The organism is Micromonospora sp. NPDC023956, from assembly GCF_040639195.1.
Taxonomy (GTDB): Bacteria; Actinomycetota; Actinomycetes; order Mycobacteriales; family Micromonosporaceae; genus Micromonospora.
This window is the reverse complement of record NZ_JBEZZN010000002.1, coordinates 174,467-192,816: the sequence shown is the minus strand read 5'-3', so window position 1 is coordinate 192,816 and position 18,350 is coordinate 174,467. Positions and strand designations below refer to the sequence as shown.

The 18,350-nt window shown below is 73.0% G+C and carries 18 protein-coding genes; 10 read left to right on the top strand and 8 right to left on the bottom strand.

Annotated features, from left to right (window positions below; translation table 11 throughout):
• Positions 1–10 precede the first annotated feature (10 nt).
• Both AB0F58_RS03325 and AB0F58_RS03320 read left to right on the top strand, forming a co-directional pair.
• Complete coding sequence (locus AB0F58_RS03325) at positions 11–625, top strand: HAD family hydrolase (protein WP_357137221.1); 615 nt, start codon at positions 11–13, stop codon at positions 623–625.
• 36 nt (positions 626–661) lie between these two features.
• Positions 662–1,048, top strand: a complete 387-nt coding sequence (locus tag AB0F58_RS03320) for a cold shock domain-containing protein (RefSeq protein ID WP_357137218.1) — start codon at positions 662–664, stop codon at positions 1,046–1,048.
• Here the strand turns inward: AB0F58_RS03320 and AB0F58_RS03315 are convergent.
• The 3 genes from AB0F58_RS03315 to AB0F58_RS03305 form a co-directional block, all read right to left on the bottom strand.
• Positions 1,009–1,908, bottom strand: a complete 900-nt coding sequence (locus AB0F58_RS03315; protein WP_357137216.1) for a 1,4-dihydroxy-6-naphthoate synthase — start codon at positions 1,906–1,908, stop codon at positions 1,009–1,011. The genes AB0F58_RS03320 and AB0F58_RS03315 overlap by 40 nt on opposite strands.
• 1,098 nt (positions 1,909–3,006) lie before the next feature.
• The gene (locus tag AB0F58_RS03310) at positions 3,007–3,705 is read right to left on the bottom strand and encodes a futalosine hydrolase (protein ID WP_357137213.1); all 699 of its coding nucleotides are present in this window, start codon (positions 3,703–3,705) and stop codon (positions 3,007–3,009) included.
• Positions 3,702–5,264, bottom strand: coding sequence for an MFS transporter (locus tag AB0F58_RS03305; protein WP_357137210.1), 1,563 nt, complete (start codon positions 5,262–5,264; stop codon positions 3,702–3,704). The genes AB0F58_RS03310 and AB0F58_RS03305 overlap by 4 nt, the downstream gene beginning before the upstream one ends.
• A gap of 89 nt (positions 5,265–5,353) precedes the next feature.
• Between AB0F58_RS03305 and AB0F58_RS03300 the strand changes: the two genes are divergently transcribed.
• The gene (locus AB0F58_RS03300; RefSeq protein WP_357137207.1) at positions 5,354–6,190 is read left to right on the top strand and encodes a DUF3027 domain-containing protein; all 837 of its coding nucleotides are present in this window, start codon (positions 5,354–5,356) and stop codon (positions 6,188–6,190) included.
• Between the two features lie 56 nt (positions 6,191–6,246).
• Here the strand turns inward: AB0F58_RS03300 and AB0F58_RS03295 are convergent, their stop codons facing one another.
• Positions 6,247–6,495, bottom strand: coding sequence for a DUF2530 domain-containing protein (locus tag AB0F58_RS03295; protein WP_357137206.1), 249 nt, complete (start codon positions 6,493–6,495; stop codon positions 6,247–6,249).
• Between the two features lie 51 nt (positions 6,496–6,546).
• On the opposite strand from AB0F58_RS03295, the gene AB0F58_RS03290 reads away from it, so the two are divergent.
• The 4 genes from AB0F58_RS03290 to AB0F58_RS03275 all read left to right on the top strand — a co-directional run bounded on the left by AB0F58_RS03290 (position 6,547) and on the right by AB0F58_RS03275 (position 10,608).
• Positions 6,547–8,064, top strand: a complete 1,518-nt coding sequence (locus tag AB0F58_RS03290) for an NCS2 family permease (RefSeq protein WP_357137203.1) — start codon at positions 6,547–6,549, stop codon at positions 8,062–8,064.
• A 114-nt stretch (positions 8,065–8,178) separates the two neighbouring features.
• Positions 8,179–8,628, top strand: a complete 450-nt coding sequence (locus tag AB0F58_RS03285; protein WP_357137200.1) for a MarR family transcriptional regulator — start codon at positions 8,179–8,181, stop codon at positions 8,626–8,628.
• Between the two features lie 61 nt (positions 8,629–8,689).
• Positions 8,690–10,033: an MFS transporter gene (locus AB0F58_RS03280; RefSeq protein ID WP_357137197.1), complete on the top strand. Its 1,344-nt coding sequence runs from the start codon at positions 8,690–8,692 to the stop codon at positions 10,031–10,033.
• Positions 10,034–10,098: 65 nt separating this feature from the next.
• The gene (locus AB0F58_RS03275) at positions 10,099–10,608 is read left to right on the top strand and encodes a hypothetical protein (RefSeq protein WP_357137194.1); all 510 of its coding nucleotides are present in this window, start codon (positions 10,099–10,101) and stop codon (positions 10,606–10,608) included.
• Between the two features lie 73 nt (positions 10,609–10,681).
• Here AB0F58_RS03275 and AB0F58_RS03270 read toward each other — a convergent pair whose 3' ends face one another.
• The 3 genes from AB0F58_RS03270 to serC all read right to left on the bottom strand — a co-directional run bounded on the left by AB0F58_RS03270 (position 10,682) and on the right by serC (position 14,144).
• Positions 10,682–11,668: an aldo/keto reductase gene (locus AB0F58_RS03270; RefSeq protein ID WP_357137192.1), complete on the bottom strand. Its 987-nt coding sequence runs from the start codon at positions 11,666–11,668 to the stop codon at positions 10,682–10,684.
• 93 nt (positions 11,669–11,761) lie between these two features.
• Positions 11,762–12,835: a septation protein SepH gene (gene sepH, locus AB0F58_RS03265; protein WP_357137190.1), complete on the bottom strand. Its 1,074-nt coding sequence runs from the start codon at positions 12,833–12,835 to the stop codon at positions 11,762–11,764.
• Between the two features lie 181 nt (positions 12,836–13,016).
• Positions 13,017–14,144 (bottom strand): phosphoserine transaminase, encoded by a 1,128-nt coding sequence (serC, locus tag AB0F58_RS03260; RefSeq protein WP_357137188.1) that lies wholly within the window; start codon positions 14,142–14,144, stop codon positions 13,017–13,019.
• A gap of 208 nt (positions 14,145–14,352) precedes the next feature.
• On the opposite strand from serC, the gene AB0F58_RS03255 reads away from it, so the two are divergent.
• Positions 14,353–14,787: a DUF3592 domain-containing protein gene (locus AB0F58_RS03255; protein ID WP_357137185.1), complete on the top strand. Its 435-nt coding sequence runs from the start codon at positions 14,353–14,355 to the stop codon at positions 14,785–14,787.
• Between the two features lie 158 nt (positions 14,788–14,945).
• Here the strand turns inward: AB0F58_RS03255 and AB0F58_RS03250 are convergent, their stop codons facing one another.
• Positions 14,946–16,052 (bottom strand): citrate synthase 2, encoded by a 1,107-nt coding sequence (locus tag AB0F58_RS03250; RefSeq protein WP_357137183.1) that lies wholly within the window; start codon positions 16,050–16,052, stop codon positions 14,946–14,948.
• Between the two features lie 250 nt (positions 16,053–16,302).
• Between AB0F58_RS03250 and pdxH the strand changes: the two genes are divergently transcribed.
• Both pdxH and AB0F58_RS03240 read left to right on the top strand, forming a co-directional pair.
• On the top strand, positions 16,303–16,962 hold the full coding sequence (gene pdxH, locus AB0F58_RS03245) for a pyridoxamine 5'-phosphate oxidase (protein WP_357137181.1): 660 nt from the start codon (positions 16,303–16,305) through the stop codon (positions 16,960–16,962).
• Positions 16,963–17,018: 56 nt separating this feature from the next.
• A complete protein-coding gene (locus tag AB0F58_RS03240) occupies positions 17,019–18,266 on the top strand; it encodes an MFS transporter (RefSeq protein WP_357138650.1) in 1,248 nt (415 codons plus the stop codon).
• Positions 18,267–18,350 lie beyond the last annotated feature (84 nt).

Genomic DNA, 18,350 nt, shown 5'->3' with positions numbered 1-18,350 from the left:
GGTTCGCGGGATGCCCCCACTGACGGTCGGATTCGACCTCGACATGACCCTGGTCGACTCGCGTCCCGGCATCGCCGCCACCTACCGGGCGCTGACCGCCCGGACCGGCGTGCCCGTGGACGTCGACGCCGTGGTCGCCCGGCTCGGGCCTCCGCTGCACACCGAGATCGCCCGCTGGTTCCCGCCGGCGGAGGTCGAGACGGCGGTGGCGCTCTACCGCGAGCTCTATCCGGCGTACGCGATCACGCCGACGGTGCCGCTGCCCGGCGCGCTCGCCGCCCTCGACGCGGTCCGCGCCCACGGCGGACGGGTCCTGGTGGTCACCTCGAAGCACGGCCCGCTGGCCCGGCTGCACCTGGACCACCTCGGGCTGACCGTCGACGAGCTGGCGGGTGACCTGTTCGCCGAGGAGAAGGCGACCGCGCTGGTCACCCAGGGCGCGACCCACTACGTCGGCGACCACGTGGCGGACATGGTGGCCGCCCGGACGGCCCGGATTCCCGGGATCGGGGTGGCGACCGGTCCGTGCACGGCGGCGGAACTGCGTGCCGCCGGAGCGGACCTCGTGCTCGATGACCTCACCGGATTCCCAGCGGCGATGAGGCAGTGGATCCGGCTAGCCTGAGGGGAGTAGACGTCTCAACGAAGCAGAGGTTCTCAGGTGCCGACGGGTCGAGTGAAGTGGTATGACGCGGCCAAGGGATACGGGTTCGTCACCAGTGACGAAGGTGGCGACGTGTTCCTGCCCAAGGGCGCGCTGCCGACAGGGGTCACCGATCTGAAGGGTGGTCAGCGCGTCGACTTCAGCGTCGTGGACAGCCGCCGGGGCGCACAGGCGATGGGGGTCAAGCTGCTCGATGCCCCGCCGTCCGTCGCCGAGCTGCGCCGCCGCCCGGCGGAGGAGCTGCACGGCCTGGTCGAGGACATGATCAAGGTGCTGGAGGCCAAGGTCCAGCCGGACCTGCGGCGGGGCCGCTTCCCGGACCGGAAGAACGCGCAGAAGATCGCTCAGCTCGTCCACGCGGTCGCGCGCGAGCTGGAGGTCTGAGGCACGAGCCCGGCGTCGGCGGCCCGGCTCAGCAGGGCCGCCACGGCGGCGAGCCCGTCCGCTCCCAGGTCTGCGGTGAACTCGTTGACGTAGAGGCCGATGTGCTGGTCCACGACGTCGGGCTCCATCTCCTGCGCGTGGGCCAGCACGTAGTCCCGGGTCGACGCCGGGTCGGCCCACGCCCGCTCCACCGAGGCGCGGATCCACCCGGCGGCGGCCTGCGGGTCCACCACGCCCCGGCGGGCCAGGATCGCCCCGAGCGGGATCGGCAGGCCGGTGGTGGCCTCCCACCACTCACCGAGGTCGACCAGGGCGGTCAGCCCGTGCCGGGGGTACGTGAACCGGGCCTCGTGGATCACCAGGCCGGCGTCGTACCGGCCGGCGGCGACCCCCGGCATGATCTCGTGGAACGGCACCACCTCGATCCGCGCCGGCGGCCGGTCGGCCGACCAGAGGCGGAACAGCAGGTACGCCGTGGTCCGGTCACCCGGCACGGCGACCGTCGCGCCGGTGAGGTCGCCCCCACCCGCGCCCCCGTCCAGGGCGCTGCCCGCTTCGCCGCCGCTGTCCCCGGTGCCGCCCGCGCCCACGTTTCCGGGGCGGGTGAGCAGGAGCGGGCCGCAGCCCCGGCCGAGCGCCCCGCCACACGGCAGCAGCTCGTAGTCGTCCAGCAGCCACGGCAGTGCCCCGTAGCTCACCTTCACCAGGTCGAACGCGCCCTGCTCGGCGGCGTTGTTGGTCACGTCGACGTCGGCGTAGGTCACCTCGACCGGCGGTGCGCCGGGCACCAGACCGTGCACCAGAGCGTGGAACACGAAGGTGTCGTTGGGGCAGGGCGAGATCGCCAGCGAGAGTGCCACGCCCTCACGGTAGCCCGTTCACCTGCCGCGCCGGCCGGCCCCTCGACCGGGCTGCCCACCCTCGGTGTTCCGAGCGACCGGTTGCCGGTGCCGGCGACATGCTTCTTCGAGTCCTCTGGAGCTGCCCGCACAGACGGAGCACCCACCCAGCTGACCGTACGCCCATCTGACCGCAAGTCCCCTGACTGCAAGTCCACTGACCGCACGCCGACTGGCCTCCTCCAGCGGACGCACGGATGGGGCAACTCGACAGCGTTCAACCGGTACTGTCCACCGCGCGCCGCGTTGTCCACAGGGTTGTCCACAGGACCGGCGAGCCTGTTGAGAACGGCAGTGGTCCCTCGGACTATCGAGGTGTGACGGAGCACGCGGTGAGCCCGGATCGCCCGACCGCGGAGCGGTTACCGGCCAGGGACGAGAACCGGGCCGCTGCCAGGCCCGAAACCGTGACTGGGACCGGAACCGGGGACGGAGCCGTGAGCGGGGCCGGAACCGGGGGCGGGGCCGGAAGCGGGGGTGGAGCGCTCGGAACAGGTGTGGAGTGCGGGCCGGTGCTGCGCGCCCTGCGCGGACCGTCGCTACCCCGTGCATCTCGATGTACGCGAGGTCCGCACCCTCAAGGACTGGCCGGGGCCTGGTGGGCGGAGTGGTACACCCTGCCGCCGGAACGGTGGCCGTTGCCGGTGCCTCCGGCGACCTACGACCTCGACCGGCGTCGGCGTGACCGACGGCGTGCGGTCGACCGGATCTCCAGCGGCTTCGGTACCGGCGTGACGGCGTCGGCCTGCCGGACACCTCGTGGCGGTTCGTCGCCGAGCTGCCCGACGGTGCGCTGGTGGGGGAGTTGCGGGCCCACGAGCGCAGCGTCGACCTGCTGGCGGCCCGGCCGGGCCACGGTGACCGGGAACTGGTGCTGGACGGGGTGCTCGTCGCGCCCGGTCTGCACCGGTCAGGCACCGGTCGGCGGCTGGTCAGCCTCCTCCTGGGGGGAGATGGAGCGGGCCGGGATCGGCGCGGTCCACGCGGTCGCCGAGGGCGGTGCGGTGGATTTCCTGCTCGCCTGTGACTTCCGGCTGGGGTGGACCCGCCCGTGGCCGATCAGCCCCCGTCGGCCCGCAGGGCGTCGAGGGCCGCCGCCGACCCCAGTGCGGTGAGGGCCGCCGCCGCCGACCCCAGTGCGGTGAGGGCCTCCCGGAGCCGCCACGACTCCCGGTCCCGGGGCCCGATCGGGTTGGAGATCGTCCGGATCTCCACGAAGGGAAGGCCGGCCTGGGCGGCGGCGACTGCCACGCCGTGTCCCTCCATCGCCTCGGCCACCGCGTCGGGGTGCCGGGCGGCGAGGGCCCGGGTGCTGGCGGCGGTGCCGGTCACCGTGCCGACGGTCAGCACCGTCCCGACCACCGCGTCCGGCAGGGCCGACCGTAGGGCGGCGAGCAGGGCCGGGTCCGCGTCGACGGCGACCGGGCCGCCGAGCTGCTCGGGGGACATGCCCAGCTCGTCGATCGGGATGAACCCCTCCGGTGACTCCGCGCCCAGGTCCGCCGCGAGGCTGCGTTGGCCGAGCACCGTCCGGCCCACGGCGACCCGGTGGGCGAAGCCACCGGCCACGCCCGCGCTGACCACACCGTGGTACGGGCGTCCGGCGGCTTCGGCGAGCGCCAGCAGCCGCGCGGTGGCCGCCCCCGCCACGGCCGGCCCGACCCCGACCGGGACGACGGTGGCCGTCGGGTCGGTCAGGCCGGTACGCACCGCCGCCGCCTCGGCGGGGACCGCAGTGACCACGAGCAGGCCGGTCATGCCACCGGCCCCGGCGAGTCCTGGCGGTCCTCGCCCTCCGAGCGGTCGGCCGCGGGTGAGGGGCGGTAGATGTGGTACCCCGGCGGGGCCAGTCGCTCGTCCTCCGCTCTAGTGGGTGCCGGTGCCGGTGCGGGGGCCGGGGCCGGGGCGGGCTCGGCGGGCGGCTCGTCGCCGAGCGGTCGACCGAGCAGGCGTTCCCCCCGTAGCCGCCGGGTGACCAGGACGCCCCGGACGGCGGCGAGCGTGCCGGCGGCAGCGGCGACGCCGATGCCGACCCGCCCGTGGAAGGGGACCAGCCCGAGGCCACCGCCGGCCACGAAGGCGAGCATCAGCACCGTCTCCGAGTGGGCGAAGGAGCTGGCCCGCAGCCGCTCCGGGATCCGTTCCTGGATCGAGGCGTCCACAGCGAGCTTGGCCACACCGCTGGCCAGGGCGGCCACCAGGCAGAGTGTGGCCACCGTCTCCAGGGAGAACCGGAGGGTGGCGAGCACCGCCACCGTGGCCACGACGACCATGCCGCTGGACTGGATCAGTGCCGGGTGGTGGATGCGGAGCCGGGTGCCGACAGCGGTGGCCAGGAAGGTGCCCACCGCCAGGGCCGCGCCGACCAGGCCGAGGGCGGCCTTGTCCCCGAGATCCCGGCCGAGCAGCACGGTGGTCAGGTCCCCCGCCTTGATCGCGAAGGCGAGGAAGAGCAGGAGGAAGCCGTACACGGCGCGGAGGGTGGCCGCGCCGATCAGCGTGGCCAGCACCAGCCGGCCGGCCGGGCGGCCACGGCCCAGGGGGCGTTCCCCGTCGCGACCGAACGCCCGCCACAGCGGACGGGGAACCCGTTCCGGCGGCTCCGAGTCGGCGCGGGGCGGCAGGCGCAGGGCGATCACCATGCCGGCCAGGAAGATGAGCGAGGCGACCCGGAGCGGCCACTGCGGGCCGAACCAGAACGCGGCGAGCCCGATCGGGGCGACCAGCCCGCCGGCGACCGTGCCGTAGACGCTGGCCCGCGCACCGACCTGGGAGAGGCCGAGCCCCTCGGGGAGCAGCCGGGGTACCGCCGCGGACCGGGCCACCCCGTACGCGCGGGAGAGGGCGAGCACTCCGAACGCGGCTGGATAGAGCCCGAAGCCGTGGATGTAGTCGGAGATCATCCAGGCCAGGAACGCCCGGCCCAGCATGGTGGCGGCCAGGGCGTAGCGGCGGCCGTGCCGGAAGTGGTCCAGCAGCGGACCGACCACCGGCGCCAGCATCGCGAACGGCACCATCGTCACCAGCAGGTAGATCGCGACCTTGCTGCGCGCCTCGCCGAGCGGGACGTTGAAGAAGATCGTCCCGGCCAGGCCGATGGCGATCAGGGTGTCCCCGGCGCACGAGACGGCGTGCAGGTCGAAGAGGCGGACCATGCCGACCTCGCCCCCGGCGCTGCGGCTCCTGGCCTGCCCGAACCGTCGCCCCATCCACCGGCCGCCGTTGACCGAACCCCGCAGGACCCTGCGGGTGGTACGGACGCCCGTACCGACGGTCGTCCCGAGGACGGACCGCCCGGAGCGGGAGAACAACGGCATGTGCACCATCCTCGCCCATCGCCCCGGCCGACGCCGCAGCTGCCCGGGAAGACGTGTGTCGGGGACTCCCCTGTCGGTCCGCGCCACGCATGGGGGACAATGGACAGGTGACCAGGCCCGCCTCCGCCCGTGCCCGCCTCGACCAGGTCTGCGCCGCTGCCGTCGAGGTGGCCCGCGACGGCATCACCGAGGTGGAGCCCTCGGACATCGGTGACCACCTGAAGGCCGTCGCCGAGGGGGACCGGCTCGTCACCCACTACTTCGAGTGCCGCCTTCCGGGTTACCGGGGCTGGCGCTGGGCGGTGACCGTCACCCGGGTCCCGCGCAGCCGTAACGTCACGATCTGCGAAACCGTCCTGCTGCCCGGTCCGGACGCGCTGCTCGCGCCGGGCTGGCTCCCCTGGCAGGAGCGGCTCCAGCCGGGTGACCTCGGCCCCGGCGACCTGCTGCCCACCCCGCCGGACGACGAGCGCCTGGCGCCGGGCTACCTGCTCTCCGACGACCCGGCCATCGAGGAGACTGCCTGGGAGCTGGGCCTCGGCCGCTCCCGGGTCCTCTCCCGCGAGGGGCGGACGGACACCGCCCAGCGGTGGTACGACGGTGACCACGGCCCCGGCGCGGCGATCTCGGCGGCTGCTCCCGTCGCCGCCCGCTGCGGCTCGTGCGGCTTCTACCTCCCGTTGGCCGGCGCGCTGCGGCAGTCCTTCGGTGCCTGCGGCAACTTCTACGCCCCCGACGACGGTCGGGTGGTCAGCGCCGACCACGGTTGCGGCGCGCACTCCGAGGCCCTGTCCGAGGCGGCCGAGGCGGCGGTCGACGAGCTGCCCACCGTCTACGACGACAGCGCGGTCGAGGAGATGTCGGTGAGCCGGGCACCGGGTTCGGTCGAGGCGAGCGAGCCGGCGGAGCCGTACGGACACCCCTGAGCCGGGCGACGGGCCCGACGCTGCCGGACGGTGACGGCTCTCGGTGACCCGTCAGGTCAGCGTCGGACGCGGCGGCGTCGCCGGTTCGCGTCGTGCCGCATCATTACCGCCAGACCGGGAAAGCCCCACAGGAAGCCGGCCAGGCAGGTCCAGAGCCAGTTCTCGTGACCGTTCGTGGTGATCCAGTCGCGGAAGAAGACCAGGAGCGTCAGCCCGACGACGGCCCAGATCGCCAACCCGGCGAGGGCGAAGGGCACCATCGGCGGGTCGAGCGGCTCCGGCCGCGGTGGCTGTTGTCTGGGCACCTGGGAAGCGTACCTCGATCAACTTTTCCCGGTGGCCCCTGATCTGCGACGATGCGCCCCGACAGACGGAAGATCAGTTGCGAGGAACCGATGGACAAAGCCCCGTTCGAGACCGGAACACCCCCCGGCTCCGCCCGCCCCCGCGGCGGCTTCGACCGGTTCTTCGAGATCTCCGCCCGTGGCTCGACCGTGGGCCGCGAGGTACGTGGTGGTCTCGCCACCTTCTTCACGATGGCCTACATCGTGGTGCTGAACCCGTTGATCATCGGCGGCGCGGTCGACGGTGAGGGGCAACGGCTGGCCATCCCCGCCCTGGCGGCGGCGACCGCCCTGGTCGCCGGGCTGATGACCCTGCTGATGGGCGTGGTGGGGCGGTTCCCGTTGGCGCTCGCCGCCGGGCTCGGCGTGAACGCGCTGGTCGCGTACGAGATCGCGCCGCAGATGACCTGGGCGGACGCGATGGGCCTGGTGGTGATCGAAGGTGTGATCATCGCGGTACTGGTGCTCACCGGGCTGCGGACCGCGGTGTTCCGCTCCGTGCCGACCCAGATGAAGACCGCGATCGGGGTCGGCATCGGCCTCTTCCTGACCATCATCGGCCTGGTCGACGCCGGGTTCGTCCGCCGGGTACCGGACGCGGCGAACACCACCGTCCCGGTCGGGTTGGGCATCGGCGGCAAGCTGGTGAGCTGGCCGATGCTGGTCTTCGTGCTCGGCCTGCTGGTCACCCTGGTGCTGGTGGTGCGCAAGGTCCGGGGCGCGATCCTGATCGGCATCCTCGCCTCGACGGTGCTGGCGATCATCGTCGAGGCGGTGGCGAACGTCGGCCCGTCGGTGGTCGACGGCGAGCCCAACCCGAAGGGCTGGGCGCTCAACGTGCCGGAGCTGCCGAAGAGCGTGGTGGACGTCCCGGACCTCTCCCTGCTCGGCAACTTCAACGTGCTGGACTCGTGGGGCCGGGCCGGCTGGCTGGTCGTGCTGATGTTCGTCTTCACCCTGTTGATCACGGACTTCTTCGACACGATGGGGACGATGGTCGCCGTCGGCCAGGAGGGCGGCCTGCTCGACGAGCGCGGCACCCCGCCCCGGGCCAAGGAGATCCTGCTGGTCGACTCGATCGCGGCGGCGGCCGGTGGCGCGGCGAGCACCTCCAGCAACACCTCGTACATCGAGAGCGCCGCCGGGGTCGCGGAGGGCGCCCGGACCGGTGCGGCCAACCTGGTCACCGGCGCGCTGTTCCTGCTCGCGATGTTCCTCGCGCCGCTGGTGGTGATCGTGCCGTTCGAGGCGGCCTCGACGGCGCTGGTGGTGGTCGGTTTCCTGATGATGACCGCGGTGCGGACCATCGACTGGACCGACTACGAGATCGCCATCCCGGCGTTCCTCACCATCGTGCTGATGCCCTTCACCTACTCGATCTCCAACGGGATCGGCGCCGGCCTGATCACCTACGTGGTGGTGAAGCTGGCAAAGGGGAAGGCCCGCGAGGTCCACCCGCTGCTGTACGGGGTGGCCGCCCTCTTCGTGGTGTACTTCCTGCGAGGGCCGGTCGAGGCCGCCCTCCTGTGACACCGTTCCGGCCCGGGGCACCTGAGGGTGTTCCGGGCCGGAAGGGAACACCTCCTGGTGAGCATGCTCATATTCGGATGTCGTTAGCTCTGCTCATTAGCTAGGCTAACCAACGTGACGGAGCGGACGGTGACGACGAGACGCGTGGCACCGACGCAACTGGCGCAACAACTGCGTGATGCGCTCACCCGGCTCAACCGGCGGGTCCGACAGGCCCGTCCGGTGGGTGACCTCACGGTGACTCAGCTCTCCGCGCTGACCAGCCTCCGGCTGGCGGGCGCGCTGACTCCTCGGGAACTGGCCGACGTCGAACGGGTACAACCGCCGACGATGACCAGGATCGTCGCGAAGTTGGAGGAGCGCGGCCTCGTACGCCGCACCCCCCACCCGACCGACGGCCGGCAGGTCATCCTGGCCGCCACCGAAGGGGGACAGGCCGTGCTCGACCAGTTCGAGCGGGCCCGCGACGAGTGGCTGGCCAACCGGCTGGCCGACCTCACCGACGAGGAACGCGACACTCTGCGGCACGCCGCCGAGATCCTGCAGCGGCTCGCCCGCGGCTGAACGCCACCGGGTCCGCACCGTCCACCCGTGGATGACGCGTACCCGAGGAGGCGCACCGAGCGTGCGGACGAAGCTGAGCACGATGTTCCAGTCCCTGCAGATCCGTAACTACCGGCTCTTCGCGTCCGGGCAGCTGATCAAGTTGATCGGCGTCTGGATGATGTTCATCGCCCAGGACTGGCTCGTCCTCGACCTCTCCGGCAACTCCGCCACCGCGCTCGGCATCGTCACCGCACTCCAGTTCGCGCCGGTCCTGCTCCTGACCCTGATCTCCGGCCGCCTCGCCGACCGTTACGACAAGCGCCTGCTCCTCTTCGTCGCCAACGCGTTCTGGAGCGTGCTCGCGCTCGGGATGAGCCTGCTGGTGCTCACCGGCCTGGTGCAGCTCTGGCACGTCTACCTCTTCGCGGCCCTGCTCGGCGTCGCGAACGCGGTGGAGACCCCGGTCCGGCAGGCGTTCGTCTCCGAACTGGTCGGCACCCCGCTGCTGCCGAACGCGCTCGCCCTCTCGGCGGCGACCTTCAACAGCGCCCGGATCATCGGCCCCGCCGTCGCCGGTGTGGCCATCGCCCTCGTCGACGTCGGTCCGGTCTTCCTGGTCAGCGCGCTCAGTTCGCTCGCCCCGCTGGCCAACGTGGTCCGGATGAACCCCGCCGAGCTGCACCGGGAGGACCTGCGCCCGATGAAGGAGCGCGACTCGGCCAAGGTGGTCGACGGGCTGCGCTACGTGGCGAAGCGCCCCGACCTGCTGCTGCCCATGGCGCTGATGTCGGTCGTCGGGATGAGCCTGTTCAACTTCCAGATCACCCTCGCCGCGCTGGCCAAGACCGTCTTCAACACCGGCGCGGCCTCGTTCGGCCTGTTCACCACCACGCTCGCGGTGGGCTCGCTCGCCGGCGCGCTGGCCGGCAGCGGACGGCGCAGCCGGCCGTCGATCTGGGTGGTCCTCGGCGCGGCGGTCACCTGTTCGGTGTTCGGCACCCTGGTCGGGCTCGCCCCCGGGTACTGGCTGGTCGTCGCGTTGCTCCTGCCGACCGGGTTCTTCGTGATCTACTTCGCCCAGGCCGCCAACCAGCGGGTGCAGCTCGGCACCGACGCCGCCTTCCGGGGCCGGGTGATGGCGCTCTGGGTGCTGGTCTTCCTCGGCACCAACCCGGTCGGCGCGCCGCTCGTCGGCTGGGTCGCCGAGACGTACGGCGCGGGCGTGAGCATCTGGGCGGGTGGGTTGATCTCGCTGACCGCCGCCCTGATCGCCCTGACCTGGCAGTTGCGTCGCTCCAAGGCCCGGATCCGGCTGCGGATCCGCCCGATGCCCCAGCTCTACGTCGTTCCGCCGCCGACCGTCGACCTGCCCGGTCGCGGCGCCTGCGCGCCGCGCGTCCCCGCCGAGGCCGGTGTCCGCTGAAACGTCCCCGACCGGATACCGGCATTCCGCTGGCACGGTGGGTCACGGGGGATTAGCGTCGATACGTGGAGATCGGTCGGGCGACGCTGCTCGTACTGGTGATCCTGCTCGTGGCGTGTCTGCCGGCCGCGGTTGCCCTGGTGTGCTGCGGCGACGACCGTCTCGACCGGATCGCCGGTGCCTGGTCGCGTCGGTGGGCCGGTCGGCGCGACCGGCGGACGATCGCCGGGCTCGACCGCGCCGTCGACGCTGACGCCCTCACTCGCGACATCGACCTCAGTGAGTTCGACCGCCCGGACCGCCGGCCGGTGGAACAGATCGCCGCCGACCTGTGGCGGCTCCGTGGGTACCGGTCGGGGCGCGGTGGACGCCCCACCGTCTGGCCGGTGCTGCTGATCGAGGCGTACGACGACCGGCTCCGGTCGGCCTGCCGGTGCCTCGGCATCCCGGAACACCTGGTCGAGTTGGAAGGGGTGGACCGGGAGATCGAGCGGGTCCGTGTCGAGGGGGCGCTGCACGCCGCCGGGCTGCCACTGCCGGCGGCCACCGCCGGCCACCGGCAGCGACACCGCTGACCCACCCCCTGCCACCGGCACCGGCACCGGCACCGGTACGTACCGGCACCGCCCCGGCACCGACGAGGCGTGGCTACCAGGCCCACGCCTCCGGGGCGGGACCGCCGCTGCCGATCGGCGGGAAGAGTTCGTCCAGCCGTTCCCCGGTCGCCTCGTCGAGTCGGACCGCCAGGGCCCCGAGGGACCGGTCGAGCTGCTCGACGGTACGCGGGCCGATGATCGGCGCGGTCACCCCCGGCCGGGAGAGCAGCCAACCCAGCGCCACGTCGGCCGGGTCGTGGCCGAGATCCGCGCAGAGCTGCTCGTACGCCTCGATGGTCGCGCGGTGCGCGGCCAGCGCGTCGGCGGACCGGCCGGTCGCACCGCGTGCCGCCCCGCCGGCGGCCATCTTGGCCAGCACCCCGGCCAGCAGCCCGCCGTGCAGCGGCGACCAGGGGATGATGCCGAGGCCGAGGTGCTGCGCGGCCGGGACCACCTCCAACTCGGCGTGCCGGGTCATCAGGTTGTAGATGCACTGTTCGGAGACGAGCCCGAGGAAGTTGCGCCGTCCGGCAGCGGCCTGCGCGACGGCCAGGTGCCAGCCGGCGAAGTTCGACGAGCCGACGTAGAGCACCTTGCCCTGGGCGACCAGGGTCTCCATCGCCTGCCAGATCTCCTCCCACGGGGTGCTCCGGGAGATGTGGTGCATCTGGTACAGGTCGATGGTGTCGGTCTGGAGCCGGCGCAGCGAGTCCTCGCAGGCCCGGACGATGTGCCGGGCGGAGAGACCCTGGTCGTTCGGCCAGTCGCCCATCTTGCCGTAGACCTTGGTGGCCAGCACCACCTTCTCCCGGCGACCGCCGCCCTGGGCGAACCAGCGCCCGATGATCTGCTCGGTGACGCCCTCACCGGTCTGCCAGCCGTAGACGTTGGCGGTGTCGAAGAAGTTCAGTCCGTGCTCCAGGGCACGGTCCATGATCGCGAAGCTGTCGGGTTCGCTGGTCTGCGGCCCGAAGTTCATCGTGCCGAGACAGAGCCGACTGACCGAGAGGCCGGTCCGGCCGAGGTTCGTGTACTCCATGGGCTCAGCCTGCCACGGCCCGGTCGACCGCACCGGCTGGCCGGCTGCGGTCGAACCGTGCGGGGGTGGCGCCCCGGCCGCCGGGCCGATCGGTCAGGAGGACTCGCGAGCCGCCGGACCGGAACCGAAGAGGACGTCGTCCCAGCTCGGCAGCCGCTTACGCGGCTTGCCGGTAGCTTCGGCGGGAGCCTCGGCGGTGGGCGCGCCGGTGCGGCGGGGCCGGAGCACCGCCAGCGACGGTACGGCCGGAACCTCCTTCGGCGCGTCCGAGTCGTCGTCGAACGCCGAACCCTGGCCACCGCCGAGCAGGGCTGCCGCGCCCCCGCTGATCGCCCGCTGGCGGGTCGTCTCCTGGTCGCCGAGGGCAGCCGGGGTACGCGGTTCGAGGCCCCGGCCGGAGGTCGAGCCGAGCGGCCGGTCCAGGGAGGCGAGCAGGGCGTCCCGACCGGCGCGGATCGGGTCACGCCCGGGACGGGTGCGCTCGACGGCGGCCGGCAGCCCGTGGCCGCCCCGGCTCGGCTCACCACGCGACGGGCCGGGCAGCGCGTGGCCCCGCTCCGGGGCCGGCTCCTGCCCGAGGATCGGGGTGGGGCGCTCGGCGCAGAGGTACTGCGCCATGTCGTCGTGCGGCGTGACGTTCTGCCGGGTCTTGTCGAGATCCCAGACGGCCTGCGCGGTGGCCTTGCCGGAGGGCCAGGTGGCGATGATCCGCCAGGTGCCGTCGTCGCGGCGGTACGCGTCCCAGGAGATCTTCTCGGTGTCGATCCCGTGCTGGGCCAGCCGGCCGTTGACCACCTCGGCGAGCGGGGTGGGCTTCTCCGCGCCCTTGAGGCGGGTGCGCCGGGCGTGCTGGGCGAGCATCGCCCGCTCCTGGAGCACCGGGCCGGCGTACCGCAGGACCCGGTCGACCGGCACCCCGGCGATCCGGGCGACGTCCTCGGCGGACTCGCCGGAGCGGATCCGGGCCTGGATGTCCCGGGGGGAGAGCGAGGGGATCGGGTCGGGGGCCCGTTCGGTGGCGACGGCCAGCGGTGGCGCACCCGGCTCGGCGTGCAGCACGTTGGTGACGCGCTCGTCGATGGGCAGAGCGAGCAGGCGCCCCACCTCGTCGGCGAGCACCAGGGCCTGGCCGTCCTCGGAGAGGGCGACGAAGCGTACTGGGCGCATGACGTTGCCTCCGTCCCGCTTCGCTGGCCGCACGCCAGGGTCAGCCACCCAGGCGTCTGGTCAACACGGTACGCCCATCCCGCGCGGGGTGGGGGATGCCACGCCCGGATGTTGCGGCTGAGCAGGTCAGGATCACAGTCGCAGGGGACGCCGCCGGTCGGCGACGTCCCCACCATAGCGGTTAGAGCCGCTCCACGACGTAGTCGATCGAGGCGGTCAGCGCCTCGACGTCGGCCGGCTCCACCGCCGGGAAGAGTGCCACCCGAAGCTGGTTACGGCCGAGCTTGCGGTACGGCTCGGTGTCGACGATGCCGTTCGCCCGCAGCGCCTTGGCGATCGCCGAGGCGTCCACCCCGTCGGCGAAGTCGATCGTGGCGACCACGTTGGACCGCAGCGCCGGGTCGGTGACGAAGGGGGTCGCGACCGCGGACCGCTCGGCCCAGCCGTACACCGTGCCGGCGCTCTCGGCGGTGCGCTTGGCGGCCCAGGAGAGCCCGCCCTGCGCGTTCATCCAGTCGGTCTGCTCGGCGGCCAGGAAGACGGTGGCCAGCGACGGGGTGTTGTAGGTCTGCTCCAGCCGCGAGTTGTCGATCGCGGTGACCAGGTCGAGGAAGGCCGGGACGTAACGGCCGGAGGCCTTGATCTCGGTGGCCCGCTCCAGCGCGGCCGGCGACATCAGCGCGATCCAGAGGCCGCCGTCGGAGCCGAAGCACTTCTGCGGGGCGAAGTAGTAGACGTCGGTCTCGCCGACGTTGACGTCCAGGCCGCCGGCCCCGGAGGTCGCGTCGACCAGCAGCAGCGAGCCGGGGTCGGCCCCGTCCACCCGGGCGATCGGCACGGCCACGCCGGTCGAGGTTTCGTTGTGCGGGGTGGCGTAGACGTCGACCCCGGCCTCGGCGACCAGCGACGGCGCGCTGCCCGGCTCGGACGTGTGGACGGTCGGCGTACCGAGGAACGGTGCCTCCTTGACCGCCTTGGCGAACTTCGCCCCGAACTCGCCGAAGCTGGCGAACTGCGCCCGGTCGCGGACCAGACCGAAGGCGGCGACCTCCCAGAACGCGGTGGTGCCGCCGTTGCCGATGACGACCTCGTAGCCCTCGGGAAGGGAGAAGAACTCGGCGAGGCCCCGACGCAGCCGGGCGACCTCGTCCCGGACCGTCTTCTGCCGGTGCGATGTGCCGAGGTAGCTGGTCGCGACGTCGGCGAGCGCGGACACGGCCGCCGGACGGACCTTGGACGGCCCGCAGCCGAACCGGCCGTCGGCGGGCTTGATCTCGTCGGGAATCCGGATGGTCGAAACATCAGCCACGGTGATCAGGCTTCCTTCTGTGGGCCACTTGACCGGGGTGTCGTGCGGTTCCGGCGACGTTGCCGAGGGCTCCATCCTTCCATCCGCGGCGGGGTGGAACGCCGTCAGTCACTCGTCGGACGGTGAGGCGCTGCCCACACCGCGGAGTGGCTCGCCGCCGCCGCCATCATCGACGGCGCGCCCCGCAGGCGCGATCGGAGGACGGCACATGGCGGATCGGAGCGCTGACCGACGGCGGCAACGACCACGTCGGCCGTTCGGCATGGCGGTCGGCCGCTGGCTCGGCGTGCTGGTCTGCGCCGGTTCCGGCCTGGTCCTGCTGACCGTGGCCGGACAGTACGGGGATCGCGACCTGCGTCTGCTCCGGTCGGACCACCGGGCCGAGGCGACGGTGCTGGAGCGTACGGGCCGGCAGGGGCGGGTCGTCTTCACCACCGACGACAGGCGGACGGTGGCCGCCGAGATCGACATGGTCGCGGGAACCCGGTCCGGCGACGTGATCACCGTCCGCTACCACCCGGACGACCCGACCTGGTACGTCGCGGACACCGCCGCCCACTTCTGGCCCTTCCTGCTCCCGGCGATCGCCCTGGCCGGCGCGGTCTGCCTGGGCCGCATCCTCTGGCTGTTGCCAACCCCCTGAACCCCCTCCCCTCCCCCTCCCCCCGTCGATCATGGACTTCTGGTGCCTCACACATTGTGCGAAGCCGACAGATCGGGTGCCATAACTTCATGATCGACGGGGTGAGGTGGGGGTGCGGGGGTACCGGGTGCGGAGTGCGGGGGTACGGGGTGCGGGGGTCAGACGCCGTGGGGGATGGCGTTCCAGCCGTCGACGTCGTGCGGCTTGCGGGGGCCGTGGCCGACGTACCGGGCGGACGGGCGGACCAGCCGGTTGAGCCGCTTCTGCTCCAGGATGTGCGCGCTCCAGCCGCCCATCCGGGCGCAGGTGAACATGGAGGTGAACATGTGCGCCGGCACCTCGGCGAAGTCGAGCACCACGGCCGACCAGAACTCGACGTTGGTGGCGAGGACCCGGTCCGGGCGGCGGGCCTGGAGTTCGGCCAACGCGGCCTTCTCCAGCGCCTCGGCCACCTCGAAGCGGGGCGCGCCCAGCTCACGGGCGGTGCGGCGGAGCACCCGGGCGCGCGGGTCCTCGGCCCGGTAGACCCGGTGGCCGAAGCCCATCAGCCGCTCGCCCCGGTCGAGGACGCCCTTGACGTAGCCCTCGGCGTCGCCGCTGCGCTCCACCGCCTCCAGCATGCTGAGCACCCGGGAGGGAGCGCCGCCGTGCAGCGGGCCGGAGAGCGCGCCGATGCCGGAGGAGATGCAGGCGGCGGCGTCGGCGCCGGTCGAGGCGACGATCCGGGTGGTGAAGGTGGAGGCGTTCATGCCGTGCTCGGCGGCCGAGATGAAGTACGCGTCGACGGCCTTGACGTGACGCGGGTCGGGCTCGCCCCGCCAGCGCTTCATGAACCGCTCGACGATGGTCGAGGCCTTGTCGATCTCCTTCTGCGGCACGGCCGGCAGGCCCAGACCCCGGGCGGACTGGGCGACGAAGGAGAGCGCGGTGACCGACACCCGGGCCAGATCCTCGCGGGCCTGCTCGTCGGAGATGTCGAGAAGCTGGTCGAGCCCCCAGTACGGGGCGAGCATCGCCACGGCGGACTGCACGTCGACCCGGATGTCGCCGGAGTGCACCGGCACCGGGAACGGCTCGGCCGGCGGCAGGCCGGGGCCGAACCGCCCGTCGACCAGCAGCGCCCAGACGTTGCCGAAGGAGACCTGGCCGATGAGGTCCTCGATGTTGACCCCGCGGTAACGCAGCGACCCGCCCTCGCGGTCGGGCTCGGCGATCTCGGTCTCGAAGGCTACGACGCCCTCCAGGCCCGGTTTGAAGTCGGCCATGTCGTCTCCTTGGATCTGCTCGGTGCGCCCGCCTGTGGGCCCATCCGGCCGGACGGCCGGGCGCCGTAGGCGACCCTCAGGGATGTGTTCGAACATCTTGCCTGGTGGAGAACCGGGTTTGCGACCCGCAACCACTGTGCTACAGGCGACATCCGGGTGCGCGGTCAACCGCAACATCGCCGTGACCCGGGGCACAACGTGCTGGTCAACGGGGTGTGGCACGGTATCGGCAGGTGAGAAGGAGGGGAACGTGACGGGAGACACAGTGGTCCCGGGCGTCGGTTGGGCCGGGAACGCCGAGCAGGAAGGGCTTTCCCGGACGGATCTGGCAGCCGACTGGTGCACCCAGTTCGACCGCTGGTTCCGCGCCGTGGCCGCCGCCGCGCTGCCCCAGCCGAACGCGATGGTGGTCGGCACCGCCGACCCGACCGGCCGTCCGAGCGGCCGGACCGTCCTGCTCAAGCGGTACGACCCCGAGGGCTTCGTCTTCTTCACCAACCACACCTCCCGCAAGGGCACCGAGGCGCTCGCCAACCCGTACGCCAGCCTGGTGTTCCCGTGGTTCGCCGTCGGCCGGCAGGTGACCGTGACCGGACGGGTGGAGCCGGTGGACCGCGCCGAGACGGAGGCGTACTTCGCCAGCCGGCCGCGCGGCTCGCAGCTCGGCGCCTGGGCCAGTCCGCAGTCCCAGGTGATCCCCGATCGGGACTACCTGGTGGAGCGGGAGCGGGAGGTGGCCGAGCGGTTCGCCGGTACCGACCCGATCCCGCCCCCGTCGCACTGGGGCGGGCTACGGGTCGTCCCCGACGCGGTGGAGTTCTGGCAGGGGCGGGCCAACCGGCTGCACGACCGGTTCCGTTACCGCCGTACCGGGCAGGGTGACTGGGTCGTCGAGCGGCTCGCGCCGTGACCGGGACGCAGACCGCGACCGGGGCGGCGGAGAAGCGGTCGGGCGCCGCCCGGCGCGTGGCGATCGACCTGCGCCCGCTGCGGGTGCCGGCGTACCGGCGGCTCTGGACCGGCAACAGCGTGGCGATGTTCGGCTTCCAGTTCACCGCCGTCGCGGTTCCGGTCGAGATGTACGCGCTGACCCGCGACTCGTTCTGGGTCGGGCTGATCGGGGTGGCCGCCTTCCTGCCGCTGCTGGTCTTCGGGCTCTGGGGCGGGGTGATCGCGGACCGTCGGGACCGCCGACAGGTGCTCCTGTTCGGTTCCGTGCTGCTCTGGCTCGCCACCCTCGGGCTGCTGGTGCAGGCGCTGGCCGGGGCGCGCAGCCCGGTGCTGCTGCTGGCCCTGGTGGCGGTGCAGTCGGTCGCGTTCGCCATCACCTCGCCGGCGCGCAACGCCATGCTGCCCCGGCTGGTGCCGCTGGACCTGGTGCCGGCGGCGAGCACGCTGAACTTCACCACCAACACCGGGGCCGCGGTCGCCGGCCCGATGGTCGCCGGGCTGATCTTCGGGATCTGGGGCACCGACACCGGCCTGCCGATCGCGTACGCGGCGGACGCCCTGCTGCTCACCGCGCTGATCTGGGCCGCCCGGGGGCTGCCGGCGCTACCGCCGGAACCGGAGCCGGACGGCGTTCCGCCCCGACGGGGGCTGGCCAGCGTGGTGGACGGCTTCCGCTACCTGCTCACCACCCGGGTGCTGCTGCTGTCGTTCGCCATCGACCTGGTCGCCATGATCCTGGCCATGCCCCGCGCGCTCTTCCCGGAGGTCGCCGAGGAACGCTTCGGCGGCGGTGCGGCGGTCGGTTGGCTGTTCAGCGCGATCGCCTTCGGCGCGCTGCTCGGCGGACTGACCTCCGGCTGGATCGGCCGGATCAGGCGGCAGGGCCTGGCGCTGGTCGGCGCGGTCGTCGGCTGGGGGGTGGCGGTCGCCCTGGCCGGCCTCGCCGGACAGCTCTGGCTGGCCGTCGGGCTGCTCGCCGTGGCCGGTGCCGCCGACCTGGTCAGTGCGGTGCTGCGGCAGTCGATGCTGCTGGTGCACGCCCCGGACCGGATGCGCGGCCGGCTCCAGGGGGTGAACACCGTGGTGGTCGCCGGTGGGCCACGCCTGGGCGACCTGCGGGCCGGGACGATGGCCGCCGGTCTCGGCAGCGGGGTGGCCTGGGTCGGCGGTGGCGTGGTCGCCGCCGTGCTGGCCGTGCTGCTCGCGGTCAGCTTCCCCGCCCTCGTCCGCTACCGGAGCACCCCGGCCACCGGGACGCGGTAGCCCTGACCCGATCCGACCGCGAGCGACCGCTTGGCGCGGTGCCGGCCGCGAGCGACCGTCCGGTGCGGGGACGGCCGCGAGGCC

Coding starts and splice junctions, on each gene's coding strand:
- AB0F58_RS03325 (WP_357137221.1), top strand. CDS start 11: ATGCCCCCACTGACGGTCGGATTCGACCTCGACATGACCCTGGTCGAC.
- AB0F58_RS03310 (WP_357137213.1), bottom strand. CDS start 3,705: ATGACCGGCCTGCTCGTGGTCACTGCGGTCCCCGCCGAGGCGGCGGCG.
- AB0F58_RS03305 (WP_357137210.1), bottom strand. CDS start 5,264: ATGCCGTTGTTCTCCCGCTCCGGGCGGTCCGTCCTCGGGACGACCGTC.
- AB0F58_RS03300 (WP_357137207.1), top strand. CDS start 5,354: ATGGGGGACAATGGACAGGTGACCAGGCCCGCCTCCGCCCGTGCCCGC.
- AB0F58_RS03290 (WP_357137203.1), top strand. CDS start 6,547: ATGCGCCCCGACAGACGGAAGATCAGTTGCGAGGAACCGATGGACAAA.
- AB0F58_RS03270 (WP_357137192.1), bottom strand. CDS start 11,668: ATGGAGTACACGAACCTCGGCCGGACCGGCCTCTCGGTCAGTCGGCTC.
- sepH (WP_357137190.1), bottom strand. CDS start 12,835: ATGCGCCCAGTACGCTTCGTCGCCCTCTCCGAGGACGGCCAGGCCCTG.
- AB0F58_RS03255 (WP_357137185.1), top strand. CDS start 14,353: ATGGCGGATCGGAGCGCTGACCGACGGCGGCAACGACCACGTCGGCCG.
- AB0F58_RS03250 (WP_357137183.1), bottom strand. CDS start 16,052: ATGGCCGACTTCAAACCGGGCCTGGAGGGCGTCGTAGCCTTCGAGACC.